Below are 20,746 nucleotides of genomic sequence, written 5' to 3' on the forward strand. Positions count from 1 at the left end.
TGTGATGTGTGCTTCAGAATTAGCCTTAACTTGCGTTCAGGTGCGGAACGCAGCGTCTCGATAGTCGGGTAAACCTTTGTCGAATTTTTTTGTTTTTATCTCAATTTTTTTCTTGCCGATCATGTAAATCTAGGGAAAGATGATTGTCGGCAAGTGTAATGAACTGAAACCAGAAGGCCATTAGAAAAAGATTACCTTCCTCGTTTTACCCACATCCGGCATTCCATCGGTCTTTCGTCCGCCTGCGATGCGACATCCAGGGCCGACGGCAGCCGCCTCCATGGCGGCACGCTTGAGAATCCGGATGGGGCCGCGCGCAGATGCCCGGGAAGCATCGGATGGCGGGCGCGAAAGGACGAGGTCGGGCCAGGGTTCGATGCACGGCGCTTCCGAAGCCTGAAGGCTGCATTTCATTGACGTTTTTGAGGGGATTCGTCATGAACGACATTCGCGTTCCTTTTCGCGTGTTGCACGCGCAATCCACACCATCGTCCACCGCATCGCCGCGTCCATTGCTGCGGCGCGCTTCGCGCCTGCTGTCGCTGGAGCAGCGCTTCATGTTCGACGCCGCGGCAGTGGCCACTGCCGCCGATGCGGCGCACAACAACGATACGCACGATGCCGCCCATGCGGCCGACACCGCGGCAGCCCACCTGGTGCGCGCAGCCGATCCCGGCGCCAATGAAGGCAAGAAGGAGGTGGTGTTCGTCGATACATCGCTGGCCAATTACCAGGCGCTGGAAGCCGGGGTGCGGGCCGGCGTGGCGATCGTCGAATTCGACGGCAGCGCCGATGGCCTGGCGCAGATCGCGCAATGGGCGCGCGGCAATACCGGCTACGACGCCATCCACATCTTCTCGCACGGCTCCGAAGGCATCCTCAATCTCGGCGCCACGGTGCTCAATGAGGCGGCGCTGGCATCCGATAGCGTCAAGGCCGGGCTGGCCGACATCGGCCGCGCCTTGAACGATGGCGGCGACCTCCTGCTGTATGGCTGCGACGTCGCCGCCGGGGACGACGGGCAATTGCTCATCAACGACATCGCGCGGCTGACCGGAGCCGACGTGGCGGCCTCCACCGACATCACCGGCGCGGCCGGCATGGGCGGCAACTGGACGCTGGAGTCGCACGTGGGGGAGATCGATGCGCGGGCGCTCGGCATCGATAGTTATGACGGCGTGATGGGGGGAGCTACTTTCGTTCCCAGCGACGTGCCCGGAGCTCCCCAGTCCAGCGTCACGAAGGTGATCGATGGCGTATCGATTACTTTTCGGGGGTATGCAGGCAATCCTAGCAACAAGCTTGCATTCACTTCGGATGGCACGCCTATCGGCGGGCTGTATGTTACGAACGCCTCGACGTTTGAAATCGTCGCACAGGCAGGTTATTCCTTCGACCTGACTTCAATCATGATCGCGGCGCCGGCAGGCGGCAGGATGGCCATTTTTGTAACCGACACCTCCGGGGTGGAACGCGCTATCACTTTCATCACGAGCGACAGCGGATACGCCACCTACACGACCCTCTCCCGTCTGGATGGCAGCAACCCGAGCCTTTCAACGATTGCCAATGACGTCATTCGGGTGAGATTTGCCGGCGACAGTTTTCCTGGGAGCAGCCTCGTATATCAAAGCATCTCCATTTCCGACATCAGGAGTTTCGTCAAGGTCACGGATAACAATATCTCCATTACGTCTACCGGCACAGGCCTCAACGGCGCCTACAAAATCGGCGACACAATCACCGCCCAATGGAACAGCACCAGCAGTGGCGACAATAACAGCGGCATTGCAGCCGCAACCTTCGATTTCAGCCAGTTCGGCGGTAGCGCCACGGTCGCCGGCACCAACGTCAATGGCATCTGGACCGCCAGCTATACGATAACGGCCGGCAATATCGACATGGTCAATCGGAATGTCTCGGTGCAGGTGACCAGTAACGTTGGCGTTTCCGCGTCGGCCACCGACAGCACCAACCTGACCGTCGACAACATCGCCCCCACCGTCACCGCCGGCCAGATTTCAATCTCCGGCGCGACCGGCGCCGGCGGCGCCTACAAGATCGGCGACACGGTCACCGTGACGTGGAACGACACCGCCTCAGGCGACAACAACAGCGATGTGATCTCCGGCGTCACGGTGGACTTCAGCCAGTTTGGCGGCTCCACCGTCTCGGCCACCAATGCCGGCGGCGTCTGGAGCGCCAGCTACACCATCGCCGCCGGATCGATCGACGCGCTCAACCGCACCGCATCGGTCACGGTCATGGACGACGCCGGCAACACCACGACCAGGGCATCGGGCGCGGTCCAGCTGGACAACATCGTGCCGACGGTCGTCATCACCAGCAGCGCCGGCAACCTCGCCGCCGGCGAAACCGCCATCATCACGTTCAACTTCAGCGAAGATCCGGGCGCATCCTTTACCTGGAACGGCAGCAGCGGCGACCTGATCGTGGTCGGCGGCACGCTCTCGGCCATCATGGGCAGCGGCCTGACGCGCACGGCAGTCTTCACGCCCACCGCCGGCGTGAACAGCGGCACGGCCACCATCACCGTCGCGGCCGGCAGCTATGCCGATGTCGTCGGCAACATCAGCGGTCCGGGCGCTTCCATTTCCTTGACCTATGACACGCTGGCGCCGGGCGCGCCGTCGGCGCCGGTCATGAGCGGCGCCTCGGACACGGGCGTCTCCAGCAGCGACGGCATTACCCGCAACACCACGCCAACCTTCACCGGCACCGCCGAAGCCGGCGCCCGGGTGACCCTTTACGACACCGACGGCGTCACGGTGCTGGGATCGGGCGTTGCTGACGGCAGCGGGAATTGGTCTATCACGACGTCGGCGCTGGGCGAGGGAACCCATGTCCTCCAGGCGATGGCCGTCGATGCCGCAGGCAACATCAGCCCGTGTTCGGCAGGATCGGTCGTCGTCATCGACACCACGCCGCCGGGCGTGGTCATCAGCAGCAACGTGTCCAGCCTCAAGGCGGGCGAGACGGCGACCATCACCTTCACCTTCAGCGAAGACCCGGGCAGCACGTTTACCGCGGGCGATATCGTGGTCAGCGGCGGCACGCTGTCGGCCATTACCGGTTCCGGGTTGACGCGCACGGCGGTCTTTACCCCCACCGCCGGCGTGAACAACGGCACGGCCAGCATCACGGTAGCGGCGGGCAGCTATACCGATGCTGCGGGCAACGGCGGCGCGGCGGGTGGTTCGCCCACGCTCACGTTCGATACGCTGGCGCCGAATGCGCCGTCGGCGCCGGTGATGAGCAGCGCCTCCGACACGGGCGTGTCCAACAGCGACGGCATCACCCGCACCACCACGCCGACTTTTACTGGTACCGCCGAAGCCGGATCGACCGTGACGCTTTACGATACTGACGGCACCACGGTGCTGGGCACTGCGGTGGCGACCGGCGGGACTTGGTCCATTACCGTCTCGGCGTTGAGCGAAGGGACGCACACCATCACGGCCCGGGCCACCGACAGCGCGGGCAACATCGGTGCGCGCTCGGCAGGAGCGGTCGTCGTCATCGATATCACGCCGCCGGGCGTGGTCATTAGCAGCAATGTATCCAGCCTCAAGGCGGGCGAGACGGCGACCATCACCTTCACCTTCAGCGAAGACCCAGGCAGCACGTTTACCGCGGGCGATATCGCGGTCAGCGGCGGCACGCTGTCGGCCATTTCCGGTTCCGGGTTGACGCGCACGGCGGTCTTCACCCCCACCGCCGGCGTGAACAACGGCACGGCCAGCATCACGGTAGCGGCGGGCAGCTATACCGATGCTGCGGGCAACGGCGGCGCGGCGGGTGGTTCGCCCACGCTCACGTTCGATACGCTGGCGCCGAACGCGCCGTCGGCGCCGGTGATGAGCAGTGCCTCCGACACGGGCGTGTCCAACAGCGACGGCATTACCAGCAACACCACGCCGACCTTTACCGGCACCGCCGAAGCCGGATCGACCGTGACGCTGTACGACAGCGACGGCGTGACCGTGCTGGGCTCGACGGTGGCAGTTGGAGGCACCTGGACGATTACCACGTCAGTGCTGGGCGAAGGCACGCACATTCTCCGCGCCTCGGCCGTCGATGCCGCAGGCAACATCAGCCCGCGTTCGGCAGGATTGGTCGTCGTCATCGACACCATGCCGCCGGGCGTGACCATCAGCAGCAATGTATCCAGCCTCAAGGCGGGCGAGACGGCGACCATCACCTTCACCTTCAGCGAAGACCCTGGCAGCAGCTTCGACCTGGGGGATGTGACGGTAACGGGCGGCACGCTGTCGGCCATTTCAGGCACCGGGCTGACGCGCACGGCGGTCTTCACGCCCACGGCAGGCGTGAACAACGGCACGGCCAGCATCACGGTGGCGGCGGGCAGCTATACCGATGCCGCGGGCAACGGTGGCGCGGCAGGGGCCGCGCCCTCGCTGACGTTCGATACGCTGGCGCCAAACGCGCCGTCGGCGCCGGTGATGAACAGCGCTTCCGACACGGGCGTGTCCAACAGCGACGGCATCACCCGCAACACCACGCCGACCTTCACCGGTACCGCCGAAGCCGGATCGACCGTGACGCTTTACGATACCGACGGCACCACGGTATTGGGCACTGCGGTGGCGACCGGCGGGACTTGGTCCATTACCGTCTCGACGTTGAGCGAGGGGGCGCATACCATCACAGCGCGCGCCACCGACAGCGCGGGCAACATCGGCGCACGCTCGGCAGGAGCGGTCGTCGTCATCGATATCACGCCGCCGGGCGTAGTCATCAGCAGCAACGTGTCCAGCCTCAAGAGCGGGGAGACGGCGACCATCACCTTTACCTTCAGCGAAGATCCGGGCAGCACGTTTACCGTGGGCGATATCGCAGTCAGCGGCGGTACCCTGTCGGCCATCAGTGGCAGCGGCCTGACGCGCACGGCGACCTTCACGCCCACCGCAGGCGTGAACAACGGCACGGCCAGCATCACCGTGACGGCGGGCAGTTATACCGACGTGGCGGGCAACGGCGGCGGCGCCGGCGCCACGCCAACATTGACGTTCAACACCTTGGTGCCGGCAGCGCAGTCGGCGCCGGTGATGGACAGCGCCTCCGACACGGGCATCTCCAGCAGCGACGGCATTACCCGCAACACCACGCCGACTTTCACCGGCACGGCGGCGGCCGGCGCCACGGTGACCCTGTATGACACAGACGGAACCACGGTGTTGGGCGTGGGTGTTGCCGACGGCAGCGGCAACTGGTCCATTACCAGCACCCCGCTTGCTGACGGCAGCCATACCCTGCATGCGACGGCGACCGACGGCTCCGGCAATGTGAGCGGCTTGTCGGCGGCAGCAGCCATCACGATCGACACCACGCCGCCAACCGTTTCCATCAGCAGCAACGTGTCCAGCCTCAAGAGCGGCGAGACGGCGACCATCACCTTTACCTTCAGCGAAGATCCGGGCAGCACGTTTACCGCGGGCGATATCGCAGTCAGCGGCGGTACCCTGTCGGCCATCAGTGGCAGCGGCCTGATGCGCACGGCGACCTTCACGCCCACCGCAGGCGTGAACAACGGCACGGCCAGCATCACCGTGACGGCGGGCAGCTATACCGACGTGGCGGGCAACGGCGGCGGCGCCGGCGCCACGCCGACATTGACGTTCAACACCTTGGTGCCGGCAGCGCCGTCGGCGCCGGTGATGGACAGCGCCTCCGATACGGGCATCTCCAGCAGCGACGGCATCACCAGCAACACCACGCCGACTTTCACCGGCACGGCCGCGGCCGGTACCACGGTGACCCTGTATGACACAGATGGAACCACGGTGTTGGGTGTGGGTATTGCCGACGGCAGCGGCAACTGGTCCATTACCAGCACCCCGCTTGCCGAAGGCAGCCATACCCTGCATGCGACGGCGACCGACGGCTCCGGCAATGTGAGCGGCTTGTCGGCAGCGGCAGCCATCACCATCGACACCACGCCGCCGACGCTGGTCATCACCAGCAACGTGTCCAGCCTCAAGATCGGCGAGACGGCGACCATCACCTTCACCTTCAGCGAGGATCCCGGCGGCACCTTCGCCCTGGGAGATATCATTACCAGCGGCGGCACACTGTCCTCCTTTTCCGGCACAGGCCTGATCCGTACGGCAATCTTCACACCGACGGCCAATACCAATGGCGGCACGGCCGACATCAGGGTGCCGGTCGGCCGCTATACCGATATGGCAGGCAATAGCGGCGGCGCGGGCGCCACACCTGTGCTGAGCTTCGACACACTGGCGCCGAACGCGCCGTCGGCGCCGGTGATGAGCAGCGCCTCCGACACGGGCGTGTCCAACAGCGACGGCATCACCCGCACCACCACGCCGACCTTTACTGGTACCGCCGAAGCCGGATCGACCGTGACGCTTTACGATACTGACGGCACCACGGTACTGGGCACTGCGGTGGCGACCGGCGGGACTTGGTCCATTACCGTCTCGACGTTGAGCGAGGGGGCGCACACCATCACGGCCCGGGCCACCGATGCCGCCGGCAACATCGGCGCCCGCTCCGCAGGGCTGGGCGTGACGATCGACACCACGCCGCCAACCGTTTCCATCAGCAGCAATATTGCCACTCTGGCGGTCGGCACTACGGCGACCATCACCTTTACCTTCAGCGAAGATCCTGGCAGCATGTTTACCGCGGGCGATATCGCGGTCAGCGGCGGCACGCTGTCGGCCATTACCGGTTCCGGGTTGACGCGCACGGCGATCTTCACGCCCACGGCCGGCGTCAGCAACGGCACCGCCAGCGTGGCCGTCACCGCCGGCAGTTATACCGATGCCGCCGGCAATAGCGGCAGCGGCGCCACTTCGCCGCTGTTGAGCGTACATACGCTGCCGCCGGATGCTCCTTCGGGGCTTACGCTGGTCGGGGGCACCGATAACATCATCAACAGCGCCACGCCCACCATCATGGGATCGGCCACGCCGGGCACCTGGGTGGAGGTGACGCTTTACGACAGCAACGGGATCACCGTGCTGGGCACCACTGCCACCGCCAGCGGCACCTGGTCGATCACGACATCGGCCCTGAGCGAGGGCGTCCATACCATCCATGCCCTGAGTACGGACGCTGCAGGCAATACCAGCAGCGTATCTGCCGGGCTGACCATCACGATCGACACCACGCCGCCGAGCGTGGTCATCAGCAGCAGCGCCTCCAACCTCAAGAGCGGGGAGACGGCGACCATCACCTTCACCTTCAGCGAAGACCCTGGCAGCAGCTTCGACCTGGGCGATGTGACGGTGACGGGCGGCACGCTGTCGGCGATTAGCGGCAGCGGCCTGACGCGTACGGCGGTTTTCACGCCTACCGATGGCGTGAATAGCGGCACGGCCAGCATCACGGTAGCGGCGGGCAGCTATACCGATGCTGCGGGCAACGGCGGCGCGGCGGGGGCCACGCCCTCGCTCACGTTCGATACGCTGGCGCCGAATGCGCCGTCGGCGCCGGTGATGAGCAGCGCCTCCGACACGGGCGTGTCCAACAGCGACGGCATCACCCGCACCACCACGCCGACTTTTACTGGTACCGCCGAAGCCGGATCGACCGTGACGCTTTACGATACTGACGGCACCACGGTGCTGGGCACTGCGGTGGCGACCGGTGGGACTTGGTCCATTACCGTCTCGGCATTGGGCGAAGGGACGCACACCATCACGGCCCGGGCCACCGACAGCGCGGGCAACATCGGCGCACGCTCGGCAGGAGCGGTCGTTGTCATCGATACCACGCCGCCGGGCGTGACCATCAGCAGCAACGTGTCCACTCTCAAGAGCGGCGAGACGGCGACCATCACCTTCACCTTCAGCGAAGATCCGGGCAGCAGCTTCGACCTGGGGGATGTGACGGTGACGGGCGGCACGCTGTCGGCGATTAGCGGCAGCGGCCTGACGCGCACGGCGACCTTCACGCCCACCGCAGGCGTCAACAATGGCACGGCCAGCATCACGGTGGTGGCGGGCAGCTATACCGATGCCGCGGGCAACGGCGGCGCGGCAGGGGCCGCGCCCACGCTCACGTTCGACACGCTGGCGCCAAACGCGCCGTCGAAGCCGGCGATGAGCAGCGCCTCCGACACGGGCATCTCCAACAGCGACGGGATTACCAGCAATACCACGCCGACCTTCACCGGCACCGCCGAAGCCGGCGCCACGGTGATCCTTTACGATACCGACGGCATCACGGTGCTGGGCTCGGGTGTTGCCGACGGCAGCGGCCACTGGTCCATCACCACGTCCGCGCTGGGCGAAGGCACGCATGAAATCGACGCGTTGGCCATCGACAGCGCCGGCAATGTCAGCGGCAGTTCCCCCGCGCTGTCGGTGACGATCATCACCACGGCGCCGACCCAGACCGTGGGCGACGTGAACTTCTCGGCCCCCGCCGGCCTGCTGGCGGGAGAGCTGGTCACCTCCAGCACGGCGCACACCATCAGCGGGACATTGAGCGCGGCGTTGGGCGCGGGCCAATCGGTCGAGGTGTCGCTCGACAACGGCAATACCTGGTCAAGGGCCGATGCCATCATCGGCGACAATACATGGCGCATCGACGGCATCCTCGATGCGGCCGGATCGACCGTCAAGATCAGGGTCTCGGACGTGGCCGGCAATAGCGGCGCGACGTGGTCGCAAGCCTATACGGTGGATACCACGCCGCCTGCCGTGGCGTCGGTTTCTGTGCCGTCCGACGGCACCTATCTGCTGGGACAGAACCTGGACTTCGTCGTCCGCTTCTCGGAAGCGGTGGTCGTCAATACCAGCGGCGGCATTCCCTCCATTGCCCTGACGCTCGATACCGGCGGCACGGTGCAGGCCGTCTATGTGTCCGGCTCCGGCACGGACAGCCTGTTGTTCCGCTACACGGTGTCCAATGATGCGCGCGACTTGACCGGAGTGACGGTGGGCGCGCTGACGACCAACGGCGGCCAGGTCAAGGACATCGCCGGCAACGACGCGCTGCTGGCGCTCAACGGCTTGGGCAGCACGGCGGCCGTCAATGTCGACGGCCTCGACCCGCACGTGGTGAATGTCGCTGTCGCCAATGGCAGCGGCGCCTATGGCGCCGGCAGCACGATCACCATCGTGGTCACCTACGATCGTCCGGTGGCGGTCGATACCTTCAACGGCACGCCTTCTTTCGCGCTCAACAGCGGCGGCGTGGCGACTTATGCCAGCGGCGCCGGCACCTCGACGCTGGTGTTCACCTATACGGTGGCTCCCGGTGAAAATGCGAACGGGCTGGACCTCGGCGGCGCCCTGTTGCTCAATGGCGGGGTCATCGTCGATGCCGGCGGCCTCCAGGCCAATGCCCAGCTGAACCTGGGCGGGGCGTTGAACAGCCACGCCGGCATCGTGATCGACACTATCCCGCCGGCCACGCCAGTCATCGACCGCGTCGATACCAGCGATCCGCAGCCGGTGTTTGGCGGATCGGCCGCCTTGGGCAGTGGCGAACGGCTGACAGTGACGGTGGGCGGCGCGACATATAACGTGATCGTGGCAGCCAATGGCAGCTGGAGCCTGGACCTGGCCAGCGCCACACCCAGTATCGGCAGCCTGTCGTTGATCTCGGGCGGCAATTACACCGTGACGGTCACCGCCATCGACCTGGCCGGCAACAGCAGCAGCGCCAGCACCACGCTGCAAATGTCGGCCGCGACGCCTCCGTCTGTGCTCAGGCCGGTCTTCAGTCGCGCACTGGCATTCCTATCGTCGCCGGCGTTCCCGTTGTTCATGTCGAGAACAGATACCGGCAGCGGCAGCGAGCCGGCGCTGGTGGCGTCGTCATTCGCTTTGCCCGAATGGAACCGCGACTTCGTAGAGATCTCTTCGGCTGAACAGGAGGGGACGGGCGTGCCGGCCGACGCCAGGCTGGCCGATCCGACGGTTCAGAGCAAGCTGACGGTAGGCGGCGGTTTTGCCGTGGCGGTGCTTGCCGGGAGGCAGCCGGGCGACGGGCTGGTGGTCAAGCAGGGCATCCGCGACCAGGTGCTGGCCGCCACCAGTTATACCGAGTTCTTCGTGCCGACGGATGCTTTTGCCCACGCCGATCCGCGCGCCGCGGTCTATCTGTCGGCCACCCAGGGCGACGGCAAGCCCCTGCCTTATTGGGTCAGCTTCAATCCCGCGACCGGCAAGTTCGTCGTCGACGCCAAGGCTTGCCTGACGGCCGATGTCAGCGTGAAGGTAGTGGCGCACGACAGTCACGGGAAGGCCGTGGCCGCGCAATTCCACATCCGCGTCGGCGAGCAAGGCGCCAATGCGAATTCGGGCGCAAGCACCTCGGGCATGTCGCTTGAACATGCCGGTTGCATTGCCTTGTCCGAGCAGATCAGGTTGGCGGCGCAGCCGCATCGCAATGAGATGGTCGAACAGCTTGCCAAGCTGGTGGCCACCTTGCCTGCCTGAGGGCGGGAGTCTCAGAAGGGCGGGGGTCTCAGAACCCGGCCTCGCGCCGGACCACCGCCAGCGCGCCGCGCAGGTAGCGCCATGCCGGTACGGTCCAGCGGCCGCGCAACACCACCGTGCCGCGCCAGGCATGTTGCGTGCTGGTATTGCCGGCATCGCGCACCTTGAGGGTGACGCGGTAGACCGGGCCCTCGGGATAGATCTGCCCGTTCTTCTCGCGGACGACGACGGCGCCGCCGAACAGGTTGGCCAGCTCCGGCTCAGGCAAGGTGCGGCTGGCGTCGCGGTCGATGCCGGTCACTTCCAGCATGGCCGAGGGACCTTCGGGCGCGTCGGCATAAAAGCGCGCCGTGTCGCCGATCTTGATCAGGCTGACTTCCTCTGCGTCGAGATAGGCCACCGCCGTCAGGCCCTGGTCCGATATCAGCCGCGCCAGCGGTTCCTGTCGCGACAGCCATACGCCCGGCCGCATCTCCGGCGACAGGTCGCGCAACACGCCGGCAAATGGCGCCACCGGCGCATAGCGCGCCGCGTCGGCCCGGATGGCGGCTATCTCGGCCTGCGCCGCGCCCAACTGTTCTTGCGCCATCAGCCATTGCGCGCGCTGTTCCGGGTCGAAGGGGGCGGAGGTGGTCTGCCATTGCAGCCGTTCCTTGCGCGCGGTGGCGGCGCGCAGGCGCCCTTCGAGTTCGTCCGAAGACAGTTCCAGCAAGGTGGTTCCCGCCGCGACATGTTGCCCTTCGGCCACGGGCATGGCCCGTACCTGCGCATGCGGCGGCGCGTACAGCACCAGTTGCGCCGCCGGCCGCAGCAGGGCGGATGCGCTGATGCGGGCCGGCCAGGGGACGGCCAACAGCAGCAGCAACAGCAGGGCGGCGGCGCCGCTCATGCGGGCGCGGCGGCTACTCCGGATGGCGGGCCACAGCGTTTGCCAGGCCTTGAGTTCCTGCGCCAGCGGGCGCAACACGAACCAGCCGATCTCGATCATGAACGGGAAGATGCCCACCGCCTTGATAAAGAAGGCGTACACCAGCGCGGCGATGCCGAGGAACACGGTGAGCCGGTAGATCCAGGTGGCATAGGCGAACAGGACCAGGCCGATGCGGCGCGCGCGCAAGAAATATTCCGGCGGCGCCTCGCCCGTCGCGAACAGGCGCTCGCGCAGGTCCCAGCGCGCCAGCGCGAAGGCGCGCGCGTGCAGGTTGGGCATCTGCAGCCAGTCGGAAAGGAAGAAATAGCCGTCAAAGCGCATGAACGGACTGGCGTTGATGGCCAGCGTGGCGATCCAGGTGGTCGTGGCCAGCAGGAACGCCAGCGACTTCAAGGTGCCTTCGGGCAGCAGCGCCCAGGCCAGCGTGGACCATGCCGCCACCGCCAGTTCGGTCAGCACGCCGGCTGCCACCACCGCCAGGCGCTGATGGCGGCCGGTCAGTTTCCAGACCTCGTTGGTATCGGTATAGGCCACCGGCCACAGCACCAGGAACGCCACGCCCATGGTCGGCACGCGGCAGCCGAAGCGCTTGGCGGTGATGGCATGCCCCAGCTCATGCAGCACCTTGACCGCCGTGAGCGCGATGCCGTAGCTGGCCAGCCCGCGCCAGGACATGGTATCCACCAGCGTGGCCGAGAACGACTCCCACTGGCGGAACACCTCGATCGCGCCCCAGCCCAGCGCGGCCAGGGTCAGGGCCAGGAACAGCCGCGAATAGAACAGCGACAGGCGCGGCGCCCAGCGCGCCAGCCAGGCATCGGGCCGCACCAGCGGCACGCGGAAGAACAGGTAGTTGTGCAGCAGGCGCTGGCCCCAGCCGCCGCGCCGTTGCCGCAGGCGCGCGGCATAGTCGGCGGCGGCGCCGGCCTGGGGACGCAGCAGCTGGTTCTCGCGCAGGAACAGCAGCGTTTGCTCGACATCGTCCGGCCCGAGTTGCAGGGCGGTCTCCCGGCTGACGGCAGCGGCCACCGCGCCGGCTTCGCCCAGGCCCCAGCGCCGCAGCATCTCGAAGGTCGGCCAGTCGATCTGGAAGAACTGGTTGCGCACCGGGTCGTGCAAGGTGTGGCTGGGCTGGCCGTCGGCCAGCACCGGTCCCGGCAGCAGCGCCAGTTCTTCGCGCAGGGCCGGCAGCGCTATCTTCATAGGCCGACATGCTGGCGGATGACGGCCAGCGGCCGGCGCAACATCCAGTACGCCAGCGGCACCCACGGGCCGGACAACTTGGCCGTGCCCTTGAGCCCGACGCGCAGGTCGGAATGTGCCGCCAGCCGTGCCCGCACGCGATAGGCATAGCTGCCGTCCGGACGCGGTACGGCGTCATGCGCCACATAGCGCAAGCGCGCCTGCACCGCCGACAGCGGCGCGGAGGCCAGGTACAGGCTCACCTCGGCCTCGTCGGCCAGGGGAATGGCATCGCCGATCGGGAGCCAGGCCTCTACTTCCACATCGCCGGGGGCGGCGATGCGCATGATGCGTTCGCCGGTCTGCACCGGCTTGCCGATCCATTCGCTTGGGGCGTCGAACAGCGCGATGCCGGCTTGCGGCGCGACCACGCGCGAGCGCTGGAACTGGGCGCGGGCGAAATCGGCTTCGGCCTGCTTCTCCTCGATCTTGCCGCCGAGGCTGGCCAACTGCGTCTTGGATTTGGAATCGGACAGGGCTTGCTGGACGTACTGGCGATATTCGGCCTGCGCCGCGGCCAGCCCCTGGGTGGCGATCTCCATGCGGGTGGCGATCGGCGCTTCGTCGAAATTGAACAGCGCCTGGCCGGCCTTGACCTGCTCATTGGGTTGTACCTGGAATTGCGCGATGACGCCGTCCAGCGGCGCGCGGATGAACGCCGGATTGGCCGGCACCAATTCGCCCGGCGCCAGCACCGACAGCCGCACCGGACACAGCAGCGCGAGGACGACGAGGGCGGCAATGAGTGCGCGTCGCTGCCGCCACCAGGGCCTGGCCGGATCGGGGGCCAGCGCGGTCTTGATCGCATGCCCCAGCCGCCGCCACGACCAGGCCGAGGCGGTGGTCTGCTGGCGCGAGCGGGCGTAATGCCAGGTGTCGCCCCATTCCTTGAACAGCGCGACCGCTTCCTCGTTCCATGGCGCGTCGGCGGCAAACAACAGGCCGCCGCCGGCGAAGGGCAGCCACAGGCCATACGGCGGCAGCCACTGCGACCATTGCCCGGCCAATGCCTCCGGCAGGCGGCGCGGGCCGACGGCGGCCGCCTCCTGCAGGCTCTCGGCCAGGGCGCGGCAGGCCAGGTCCAGCCATTGCGCGTAAGGCGCATTGGCTTCCGGTTCGACCACGCCGGACAAGCTTTCCACCCCGCGGTCGGCCAGCCACAGGGCGGCCTGGCGATAGGCGCCCAGCGCATGGCTGTCGTTGACCATCAGGAAGTTCAGCTCCTCCACGCTGCGCGCGGCCCGGGCGCGGCGGCCCAGGTCCAGCAGCACCAGCAGCGGATGGCGCTGCGGCACGGGAGCGGAGTTTGCCGGCTGCGCGCTCATGGCGGTGCGATCAGCACCTTGCCGCTCATGCCGGCCATGAGCTCATCGAACTGGCCGTCGATGGTGGCGGTGAGTTTTACCGACTGGCTGATCGGATCCACGCGCGCGCCGATGCGCAGCACCTTGGCCGGATAGCTTTTGCCGGTCTCGTCGATGGCGACCTGGAATTTCTGGTTCGGCCTGAGCCACGCCAGCCATTTGCTGGGCACGATGAAGTCCAGTTCCAGCACCGAATCGTCGAGTATATCGAGCAGCGCCTGGCCCGGTTGCACGAACTGTTGCTCGCGCGCGCGCTGTTCGGCCACGCGGCCGTTGAACGGCGCCGGGATGCGGCATTTGTCCAGCGAGATGTTCATGTACGACACGTCGGCGCGCGCCTTGTTGGCTTCGGCTTGCGACACTTCCAGCTCCAGCTTGCTGATCGAATTCAGTTCGGCCAGCCGCTTGTTGGCGCTGTAGGTCTGGTCGGCCGCGGCCAGTGCCGCCTTGACCTTTTGCAGCTGGGCCTGCTGCAGCGAGCAGTCGAAGATGACCAGCGTCTGGCCGGCGCGGAAGCGGGCGCCTTCGGCAACCTCGATGCGGTTGATCTTGGCGCCGACTTCCGCGGCCAGCGTGGTGTAGCGGCGCGGCGCCAGCTGGGCGCGGATATCCTGCTTCTCTATGGCCGAGCGCGGCGCCGCCGCGGCAGGGGCCGCGGGCTGCGCCAGTCCCGGCGTGAAAGGCGCCAGCGCCAACAGGCTCATCGCAATGGCGAACCGATAGCGGACAGGTGATGCAAACATGGAATTCCTTATCGTTACTTTGCCACGGCCGCCGCTGCAGCCGCCGCAGCCGTTGCCGGCGGCACGGCTGCGCCATCCTGCCATTGCTGCATGGCGTCGCCCACTTGCCTGGTGAGCTGTTCGAGCGAGAGCTCGTCCACGCTGCCGATGTCGGGTTCCAGTCCCAGCGTGGCCTGCAGCTTGCCGCGCATGTTCTGCACTTGCGCCATTGACTGGTAGCGACGCAGCAGGCTGACGATGGCGGCGGTGTTGTTGGAGACCTGTTCCAGCCGGCTCTGCGTTTGCATCATCTCGCGGTTGCGGCTGTGCTCGGCAATCTTCTCGTCGGCATGCCAGATTTCATCGGAGCGCAGATACTGGCGATAGGCGGCTTCGTATTGCAGGCGCGAGAGATAGACCTGCGCCAGCACGGTCATCTGCGTGGCCATGCGGCGCTGGTCGGCCAGCTTCACGCCGGCCTCGGCGAATCTTTTCTGGGACGGCGCGGCGAGCAGGTTGAAGATGTTGTACGAGAGCTGCATACCGGTCTCGTTCCAGGTGTTGTTGATCATGTAGCGATCGGTGTCGTGGCGGATGCCGGCATTGAACGACAGGTTGGGAAACAGCTTGAGCATCGTGCGCTTGGTTTCTTCGACCGCAATGCGGCTGCTGTATTGCTGCTCGCGAATGTCGGCGTTGTGCGTCATGGCCAGTTCTTCCATCTGCCGCATGGGCATGCCCAGCAACGGCGTGGCAAGGCGGTCGTCCGGTTCCACCACGCGGAAATGCATATCCAGCGGCGCGTTCATCAACTGCGCCAGTTCCAGGCGGCCGACGGACAGCTCCTGGTCGATGTTTTCCAGCAGGCGCAGGTTTTCCAGCAACTGGCGCTGGTAGCGCAAGGCATCGATCGGCGAGCGCACGCGTTCTGACTCGGAACGACGCGCATCCTCCAGGGCGCTCTCGGCATTGATGATCGCCAGGGTCACCTGCTCATTGAGTTTCTGGGCGCTGGCCGTGCGCCAGAAGGCGCTGACCACGTCCTGCACCAGGAGGTGCATGGCCTTGCGGCGGCGTTCGGCGGCGATCAGCACGCGATCAGCACGCGGTCGGCCTGCTGCTTGGCGGCGATGTAGCTCAGGCCGAAATCGAGCAGGTTCCAGGTCAGGCCGAGGTCGAAAGTGGCATGCGCGCTGTCGCTGGAAATATAGGGATGGGACAGCGAAGGCTGTCCGGTGACGGAGTCGACGCTGTTGGTGATGAGGTCCTTGTTGCGGCGGCTGTAGCCGGCCTGCGCCATGAAGCGCGGGAGCATGTCCCAGGTGGCGGTGTCGAGCTGGTTGAGGGCCAGCGCCTCTTCCATCATCTTGACGCGGCGATCGAGGTTGTACTTGAGCGCGCGTGCGATGGCTTCATCCAGCGACAGGGGACCGGCGATGGGGGGGCACATCCTGCTGCGCGGCGGCGCGGTCGGCGGCGGTACGTTCGGCCAGTTCGGCCTCGGAGTAAGGTTGCACGGCCACGGAGCCGCAGCCTGCCAGCACCAAGGCGGCGGCCAGCGCAGCCAGGGCGCCGGGCCTTTTTATCCGATGCGATGCCGCAGAAGAAAATGGACGAAGAAAGGGCAACCGCAAAGCTTCCATCACTTAACCTTTGTGCCGATCAGCCGATTGGGAATCGCGCTGTCATGATTTATTCGTGTGCCGTACGCGCCCCCGCGCGTGGATGCGGAGGGCAGGCCCCCGCCAGGCTGAAGTAAATGCCAGTCAATGTTGGTAAATGTTAATCAATGCCCGGGCCGGCGCATCTGTAAAGAAGATGTGGTTTTGATACGTTGTTTTTCTCTTGCTCCAAGGCAGCAGATTTGCGCGCCGCGATTGAATATGCCTTTTTTATTGGTCATTAATTAAAATAAATAATAAATTGGTCATTTCTTGTTTTGAACAGTTATTTGGGTGAAAATACAGGCAAACCATTCTTCACCTGAACACTGGGGCACATTTCATGGCCAGCATCCTGGATATCGGCGAGCAGATCCGGCGCGCCCGCAAGGCCCGCAAACTGAGCGCGGTCGAACTCGCGGCCCAGGCCGGCATTCATCGCAATACGCTGCTGGCGCTGGAAACCGGCAAGGGCAATATCGAACTGGCCAGGTTGCTGGCCATCTGCAGCGAGCTGGAGCTGGAGCTGGAGCTGGTGCCGCAGGCGGTAGCCCGGCTGCGCCGCGCCGATGCCGACGCTGCCGGCGCCGGCAGCATGACCGAGTTGTCCGAGCAACTGCACGGGCTGATGCATAAGCGGAGCCGCCCATGAGCATGCTGCGTTCCCTGCGCATCCGCCTGGGGCTCGACGATGTCGGATCGCTGTTTGCCCTGGATGACGGGCGCTGCTATTTCCGGTTTGACGACGCCTATGCCGCCAACGCCGCACGCCCCGTGCTGTCGCAGCTGTACCAGGCCGCCAGCGAAGAGCGCACCGCGGCCCAGCTCCTGAACCCGACCCTGGCAGTCAACCGCGGCGATGGCAAGGGCGGCTTGCCGCCGTTTTTCCAGAACCTGCTGCCGGAAGGCCAGTTGCGCAAGCACCTGATACAGCGCGCAGGCTTGTCGCCGGATGACGAATTCGGCTTGCTGGCCTATTGCGGCAAGGACTTGCCCGGCGATGTCTCGGCCCTGGCCGAGCAGCTCGATGACAGGCATCTGGGGCGCTTGCTCGGCCAGGGGCATGACAGCTACGAAATGAGTTCGGGGCAATTGCCGGTGCCGGAGGGCGAATCGCTGTCCGGCGTGCAGCCGAAACTGGCGCTGGTGCAGGAGGGCGGCCGCTATGTGATGCGTTCCAGGGATCGGCAGGGCAGCCATTTCATCGCCAAGCTGCCGGCCTCCGACTATCCCAACATGCCGCAGGTGGAGTTCGCTTCGCTGACGCTGGCCGCCGCCGCCGGCGTCGAGGTCTGCCAGTTCGCATTGGAGCCGCTGTCGGCCATTGCCGAGCACTTGCCGTTCGGCCTGCGCAACGACGCCAGCCGTTTCTTGCTGGTGCATCGTTTCGACCGCGACGCGCCTACGCCCACCGGCCGTCTGCACATGGAAGATTTCGCCCAGGTCACCGGCACCGCGCCCGGCGCCAAATACGCCGGCACCTATGCCGCCATCGGTATGGTGCTGCTGGAGCGCAGCGTGCGCGGCGCCGACGATGTGTTCGAACTGCTGCGGCGGATCAAGGTGAATGAACTGCTCGGCAATTTCGATGCGCACCTGAAAAACTTCAGCCTCCTGTACCGCACGCCGCGGCAGGCCGCGCTGTCGCCGGCCTATGACATCGTCGCCTATGCCGCGTATGTCGGCGGCAATGGCCATGCCTTGAATTTCGTGCCGGGGCAACAGGGCAAGCAACTGCTCACGCCGGCGATCCTGCGCCAGCTTGCCAATATCTGGGGTATCCCGGAACCCAAGCTGCAGGCGGTATTGGTGGAGACGGTGGCGCGCGCCATGACGCACTGGCCGGCGCTGGTCGCGCAATTGCCGTTTACCGACGCGCAGCGCGGCAAGCTGCTGGCGCATATCGACGCCAATGCCAGCGTGGCCGCATGGCGGCGGCGCGCGGCGCGCAAGCAAACCGCGCGAGGAGAAAAGCAGTGAGGCCGACGCCGACCTTGCCGGTGCGCGACGGCCTTGCGCCCAGTTACCTATGGCTGCAGCCGGGGCCGTGGCCCGACATGCTGTCCTTCCTGGCCGAGCGCTTCACCGCCGTCCCGCCGCCCGTGTGGCGCGAACGCCTGCTGCGCGGCGAAGTGCGCAACCAGCGCGGCGAAGCGCTGCGGCCGGAAACCCCTTACCGCAGCGGCGACTGCATTTTTTATTACCGCCAATTGCCGCAAGGCGAGGCGCGCATTCCGGTGGAGGAAAAGATCCTTCACATCGACGACCATCTGCTGGTGGCCGACAAGCCGCATTTCCTGCCGGTGATCCCGACCGGGCGTTTCGTGCAGGAGACCTTGCTGGTGCGCCTGAAGAAGGCAACCGGGCTGGAACATCTCACGCCGATCCATCGCCTGGACCGCGAGACGGCCGGCGTGATCGTGTTCTCGCACCATCCGGACAGCCGCGGCAAATACCAGTCCATGTTCCAGCGGCGCGCCATGTACAAGGTCTACGAAGCCATCGCGCCATTGCGCGCGGAGCTGGCATTGCCGCTGGTGCATCGCAGCCGCGTGGAAGAGATCCCGGGGCAGTTCTTCAAGATGCATGAAGCGCCGGGCGAGCCCAATTCGGAAACCCATATCTCGCTGGTCGAGCCGCGCGGGGAACTGGGCTTGTATCGCCTGGAGCCGGTGACCGGACGGCGCCACCAGCTGCGCGTGCACATGGCCTCGCTGGGCATTCCCATCCTCAACGACCTGTTCTATCCGGAGGCGGTGCCGGTGGGCGTGGCCGATGACCTCGACAAGCCGTTGAAGCTGCTGGCGCGTTCATTGTTCTTCATCGATCCGCTGGATGGCAGCGAGCGCCATTTCCGCAGCGAACGCACCCTCTGAGAAGCCGATAGGTTCTCAGCGGCAAGACCGCTACAATCGGTACCGGCATGATCACAATCCATCCAAGAGAGAGACATAGATGACATCTGCTTTCGCACAGCATAAGAAGACCCCGTTGAACATCCTTGCCGCCATGTTGTTTGCGCTCGGCGCGCAATCCGCGCTGGCCGCGCCGCAGGCGCCGTTCTACGACATGGCGCAACAAGAGAAGGCCGGCCTGATCGACACCATGCGCGACCTGGTCGGCATCGAGTCGGGCAGCAAGGACCTGGAAGGCCTGGCGAAGATCGCCGCGCTGATCCGCGACCGCCTGGCCGCGCTCGGCGGCAAGGTCGAGCTGCTGGATGCGCCCGAGGTCTACCGCATGGGCGACACGCCGGAGAAGATTGGCCGGATCGTGCATGCCGAATTCAAGGGCAGCGGCCGGCGCAAGATCATGCTGATCGCGCACATGGATACCGTGTACCTGCGCGGCATGTTGAAAGACCAGCCGTTCCGCGTCGACGGCAACAAGGCCTACGGCCTGGGCATCGCCGACGACAAGCAGGGCATCGCCACCATCCTGCATACCATCGCCATCCTGCAGAAGGCGGGTTTCAAGGACTATGACACGCTGACCGTGCTGATCAACGGCGACGAGGAAATCAGCTCGCCGGGCGGGCGCAGCCTGCACACGAAATACGGCGCCGAGCAGGACGTGGTGCTGTCGTTCGAAGGCGGCGGCGCCGACGGCCAGTTGCGCCTGGCCACCAGCGGCATCGGCGCGGCTTACCTGACGGTGGCCGGCAAGTCCTCGCACGCGGGCGCGGCGCCGGAGAAGGGCGTCAACGCGCTGTACGAGCTGTCGCACCAGTTGCTGCAGCTGGACAAGCTGTCCCAGCCCGAGCGCGGCCTGAAGCTGAACTGGACCGTGGCCCAGGCCGGCACCAACCGCAACGTCATTCCCGCTGCCGCCAGCGCGCAGGCCGATGCGCGCGCGCTGAAAGTGAGCGACTTCGATCAGTTGCAGCAGCGCCTGAACGACGGCATCAGGCAGCAGTTGATCCCCGAGGCCAAGGTCAGCGTCAAGTTCGAGATGCGTCGTCCGCCGCTGGAAGCCACGCCAGCCTCGCGCAAGGTGGCGGCGCATGCGCGCGCGATCTATGAAGAAATCGGCATGCCGTTGAAGGTCGCCGAAGTCGCCACCGGCGGCGGCACCGATGCGGCCTTCGCAGCCCTGAAGAGCCGCGGCGCGGTGATCGAAGGCATGGGCCTGAGCGGCTTCGGCGCACACTCCAACGATGCCGAATACGTGCTGCTCGATACCATCGTGCCGCGCCTGTACCTGTCCACGCGCTTGATCATGGACGTGGCGCAGGATAAGGTGAAGTAAATACGGTGAAGTGAATGCAGTGAAGTGAATGCGCCGTTGAAGCGGCAGTAAGTCACGAAGGAAAGGCAGGAGAGGAAGGAAAGACGGCGGCCCCGATGACGGGCCGCCGTTTTTTTGC

Annotated in this window: 10 protein-coding genes; 5 read left to right on the forward strand and 5 right to left on the reverse strand. The window is 65.8% G+C overall.

The window, feature by feature from the left end; all coding sequences use genetic code 11:
* Window positions 1-437: 437 nt before the first annotated feature.
* Complete coding sequence (locus tag FB597_RS03850; protein WP_186442731.1) at window positions 438-10,460, forward strand: Ig-like domain-containing protein; 10,023 nt, start codon at window positions 438-440, stop codon at window positions 10,458-10,460.
* Between the two features lie 28 nt (window positions 10,461-10,488).
* Here the strand turns inward: FB597_RS03850 and FB597_RS03855 are convergent, their stop codons facing one another.
* The 5 genes from FB597_RS03855 to FB597_RS20425 are packed head-to-tail and all read right to left on the reverse strand — an operon-like array spanning window position 10,489 to window position 16,169.
* On the reverse strand, window positions 10,489-12,594 hold the full coding sequence (locus FB597_RS03855; protein WP_144768167.1) for an HlyD family efflux transporter periplasmic adaptor subunit: 2,106 nt from the start codon (window positions 12,592-12,594) through the stop codon (window positions 10,489-10,491).
* Window positions 12,591-13,958 carry an efflux RND transporter periplasmic adaptor subunit gene (locus tag FB597_RS03860; RefSeq protein WP_144768168.1) on the reverse strand — a complete coding sequence of 456 codons (1,368 nt, stop codon included), beginning with the start codon at window positions 13,956-13,958 and terminating at the stop codon, window positions 12,591-12,593. Before FB597_RS03860 ends, FB597_RS03855 begins: the two co-directional genes overlap by 4 nt.
* Window positions 13,955-14,740 carry an efflux RND transporter periplasmic adaptor subunit gene (locus FB597_RS03865; protein WP_255517064.1) on the reverse strand — a complete coding sequence of 262 codons (786 nt, stop codon included), beginning with the start codon at window positions 14,738-14,740 and terminating at the stop codon, window positions 13,955-13,957. Before FB597_RS03865 ends, FB597_RS03860 begins: the two co-directional genes overlap by 4 nt.
* Window positions 14,741-14,754: 14 nt before the next feature.
* Entirely contained in the window at window positions 14,755-15,813 is a 1,059-nt protein-coding gene (locus tag FB597_RS03870; protein WP_255517065.1) for a TolC family protein, read from the reverse strand.
* Window positions 15,807-16,169: a TolC family protein gene (locus tag FB597_RS20425; protein ID WP_255517066.1), complete on the reverse strand. Its 363-nt coding sequence runs from the start codon at window positions 16,167-16,169 to the stop codon at window positions 15,807-15,809. The genes FB597_RS03870 and FB597_RS20425 overlap by 7 nt, the downstream gene beginning before the upstream one ends.
* 554 nt (window positions 16,170-16,723) lie before the next feature.
* Here FB597_RS20425 and FB597_RS03875 point away from each other — a divergent pair.
* The 4 genes from FB597_RS03875 (at window position 16,724) to FB597_RS03890 (ending at window position 20,628) form a co-directional block, all read left to right on the forward strand.
* Window positions 16,724-17,032, forward strand: a complete 309-nt coding sequence (locus FB597_RS03875) for a helix-turn-helix transcriptional regulator (protein ID WP_141916537.1) — start codon at window positions 16,724-16,726, stop codon at window positions 17,030-17,032.
* Window positions 17,029-18,360 carry a type II toxin-antitoxin system HipA family toxin gene (locus FB597_RS03880; RefSeq protein WP_144768170.1) on the forward strand — a complete coding sequence of 444 codons (1,332 nt, stop codon included), beginning with the start codon at window positions 17,029-17,031 and terminating at the stop codon, window positions 18,358-18,360. Before FB597_RS03875 ends, FB597_RS03880 begins: the two co-directional genes overlap by 4 nt.
* On the forward strand, window positions 18,357-19,256 hold the full coding sequence (locus tag FB597_RS03885; protein WP_144768172.1) for a pseudouridine synthase: 900 nt from the start codon (window positions 18,357-18,359) through the stop codon (window positions 19,254-19,256). The genes FB597_RS03880 and FB597_RS03885 overlap by 4 nt, the downstream gene beginning before the upstream one ends.
* 79 nt (window positions 19,257-19,335) lie before the next feature.
* Window positions 19,336-20,628 (forward strand): M20/M25/M40 family metallo-hydrolase, encoded by a 1,293-nt coding sequence (locus tag FB597_RS03890; RefSeq protein ID WP_144768174.1) that lies wholly within the window; start codon window positions 19,336-19,338, stop codon window positions 20,626-20,628.
* The last annotated feature ends 118 nt before the right edge of the window (window positions 20,629-20,746 follow it).

It is taken from the genome of Herbaspirillum sp. SJZ099 (assembly GCF_007828355.1).
Taxonomy (GTDB): Bacteria; Pseudomonadota; Gammaproteobacteria; order Burkholderiales; family Burkholderiaceae_D; genus Herbaspirillum.

Coding starts and splice junctions, on each gene's coding strand:
- FB597_RS03850 (WP_186442731.1), top strand. CDS start 438: ATGAACGACATTCGCGTTCCTTTTCGCGTGTTGCACGCGCAATCCACA.
- FB597_RS03855 (WP_144768167.1), bottom strand. CDS start 12,594: ATGAAGATAGCGCTGCCGGCCCTGCGCGAAGAACTGGCGCTGCTGCCG.
- FB597_RS03860 (WP_144768168.1), bottom strand. CDS start 13,958: ATGAGCGCGCAGCCGGCAAACTCCGCTCCCGTGCCGCAGCGCCATCCG.
- FB597_RS03865 (WP_255517064.1), bottom strand. CDS start 14,740: ATGTTTGCATCACCTGTCCGCTATCGGTTCGCCATTGCGATGAGCCTG.
- FB597_RS20425 (WP_255517066.1), bottom strand. CDS start 16,169: ATGTGCCCCCCCATCGCCGGTCCCCTGTCGCTGGATGAAGCCATCGCA.
- FB597_RS03875 (WP_141916537.1), top strand. CDS start 16,724: ATGGCCAGCATCCTGGATATCGGCGAGCAGATCCGGCGCGCCCGCAAG.
- FB597_RS03880 (WP_144768170.1), top strand. CDS start 17,029: ATGAGCATGCTGCGTTCCCTGCGCATCCGCCTGGGGCTCGACGATGTC.
- FB597_RS03890 (WP_144768174.1), top strand. CDS start 19,336: ATGACATCTGCTTTCGCACAGCATAAGAAGACCCCGTTGAACATCCTT.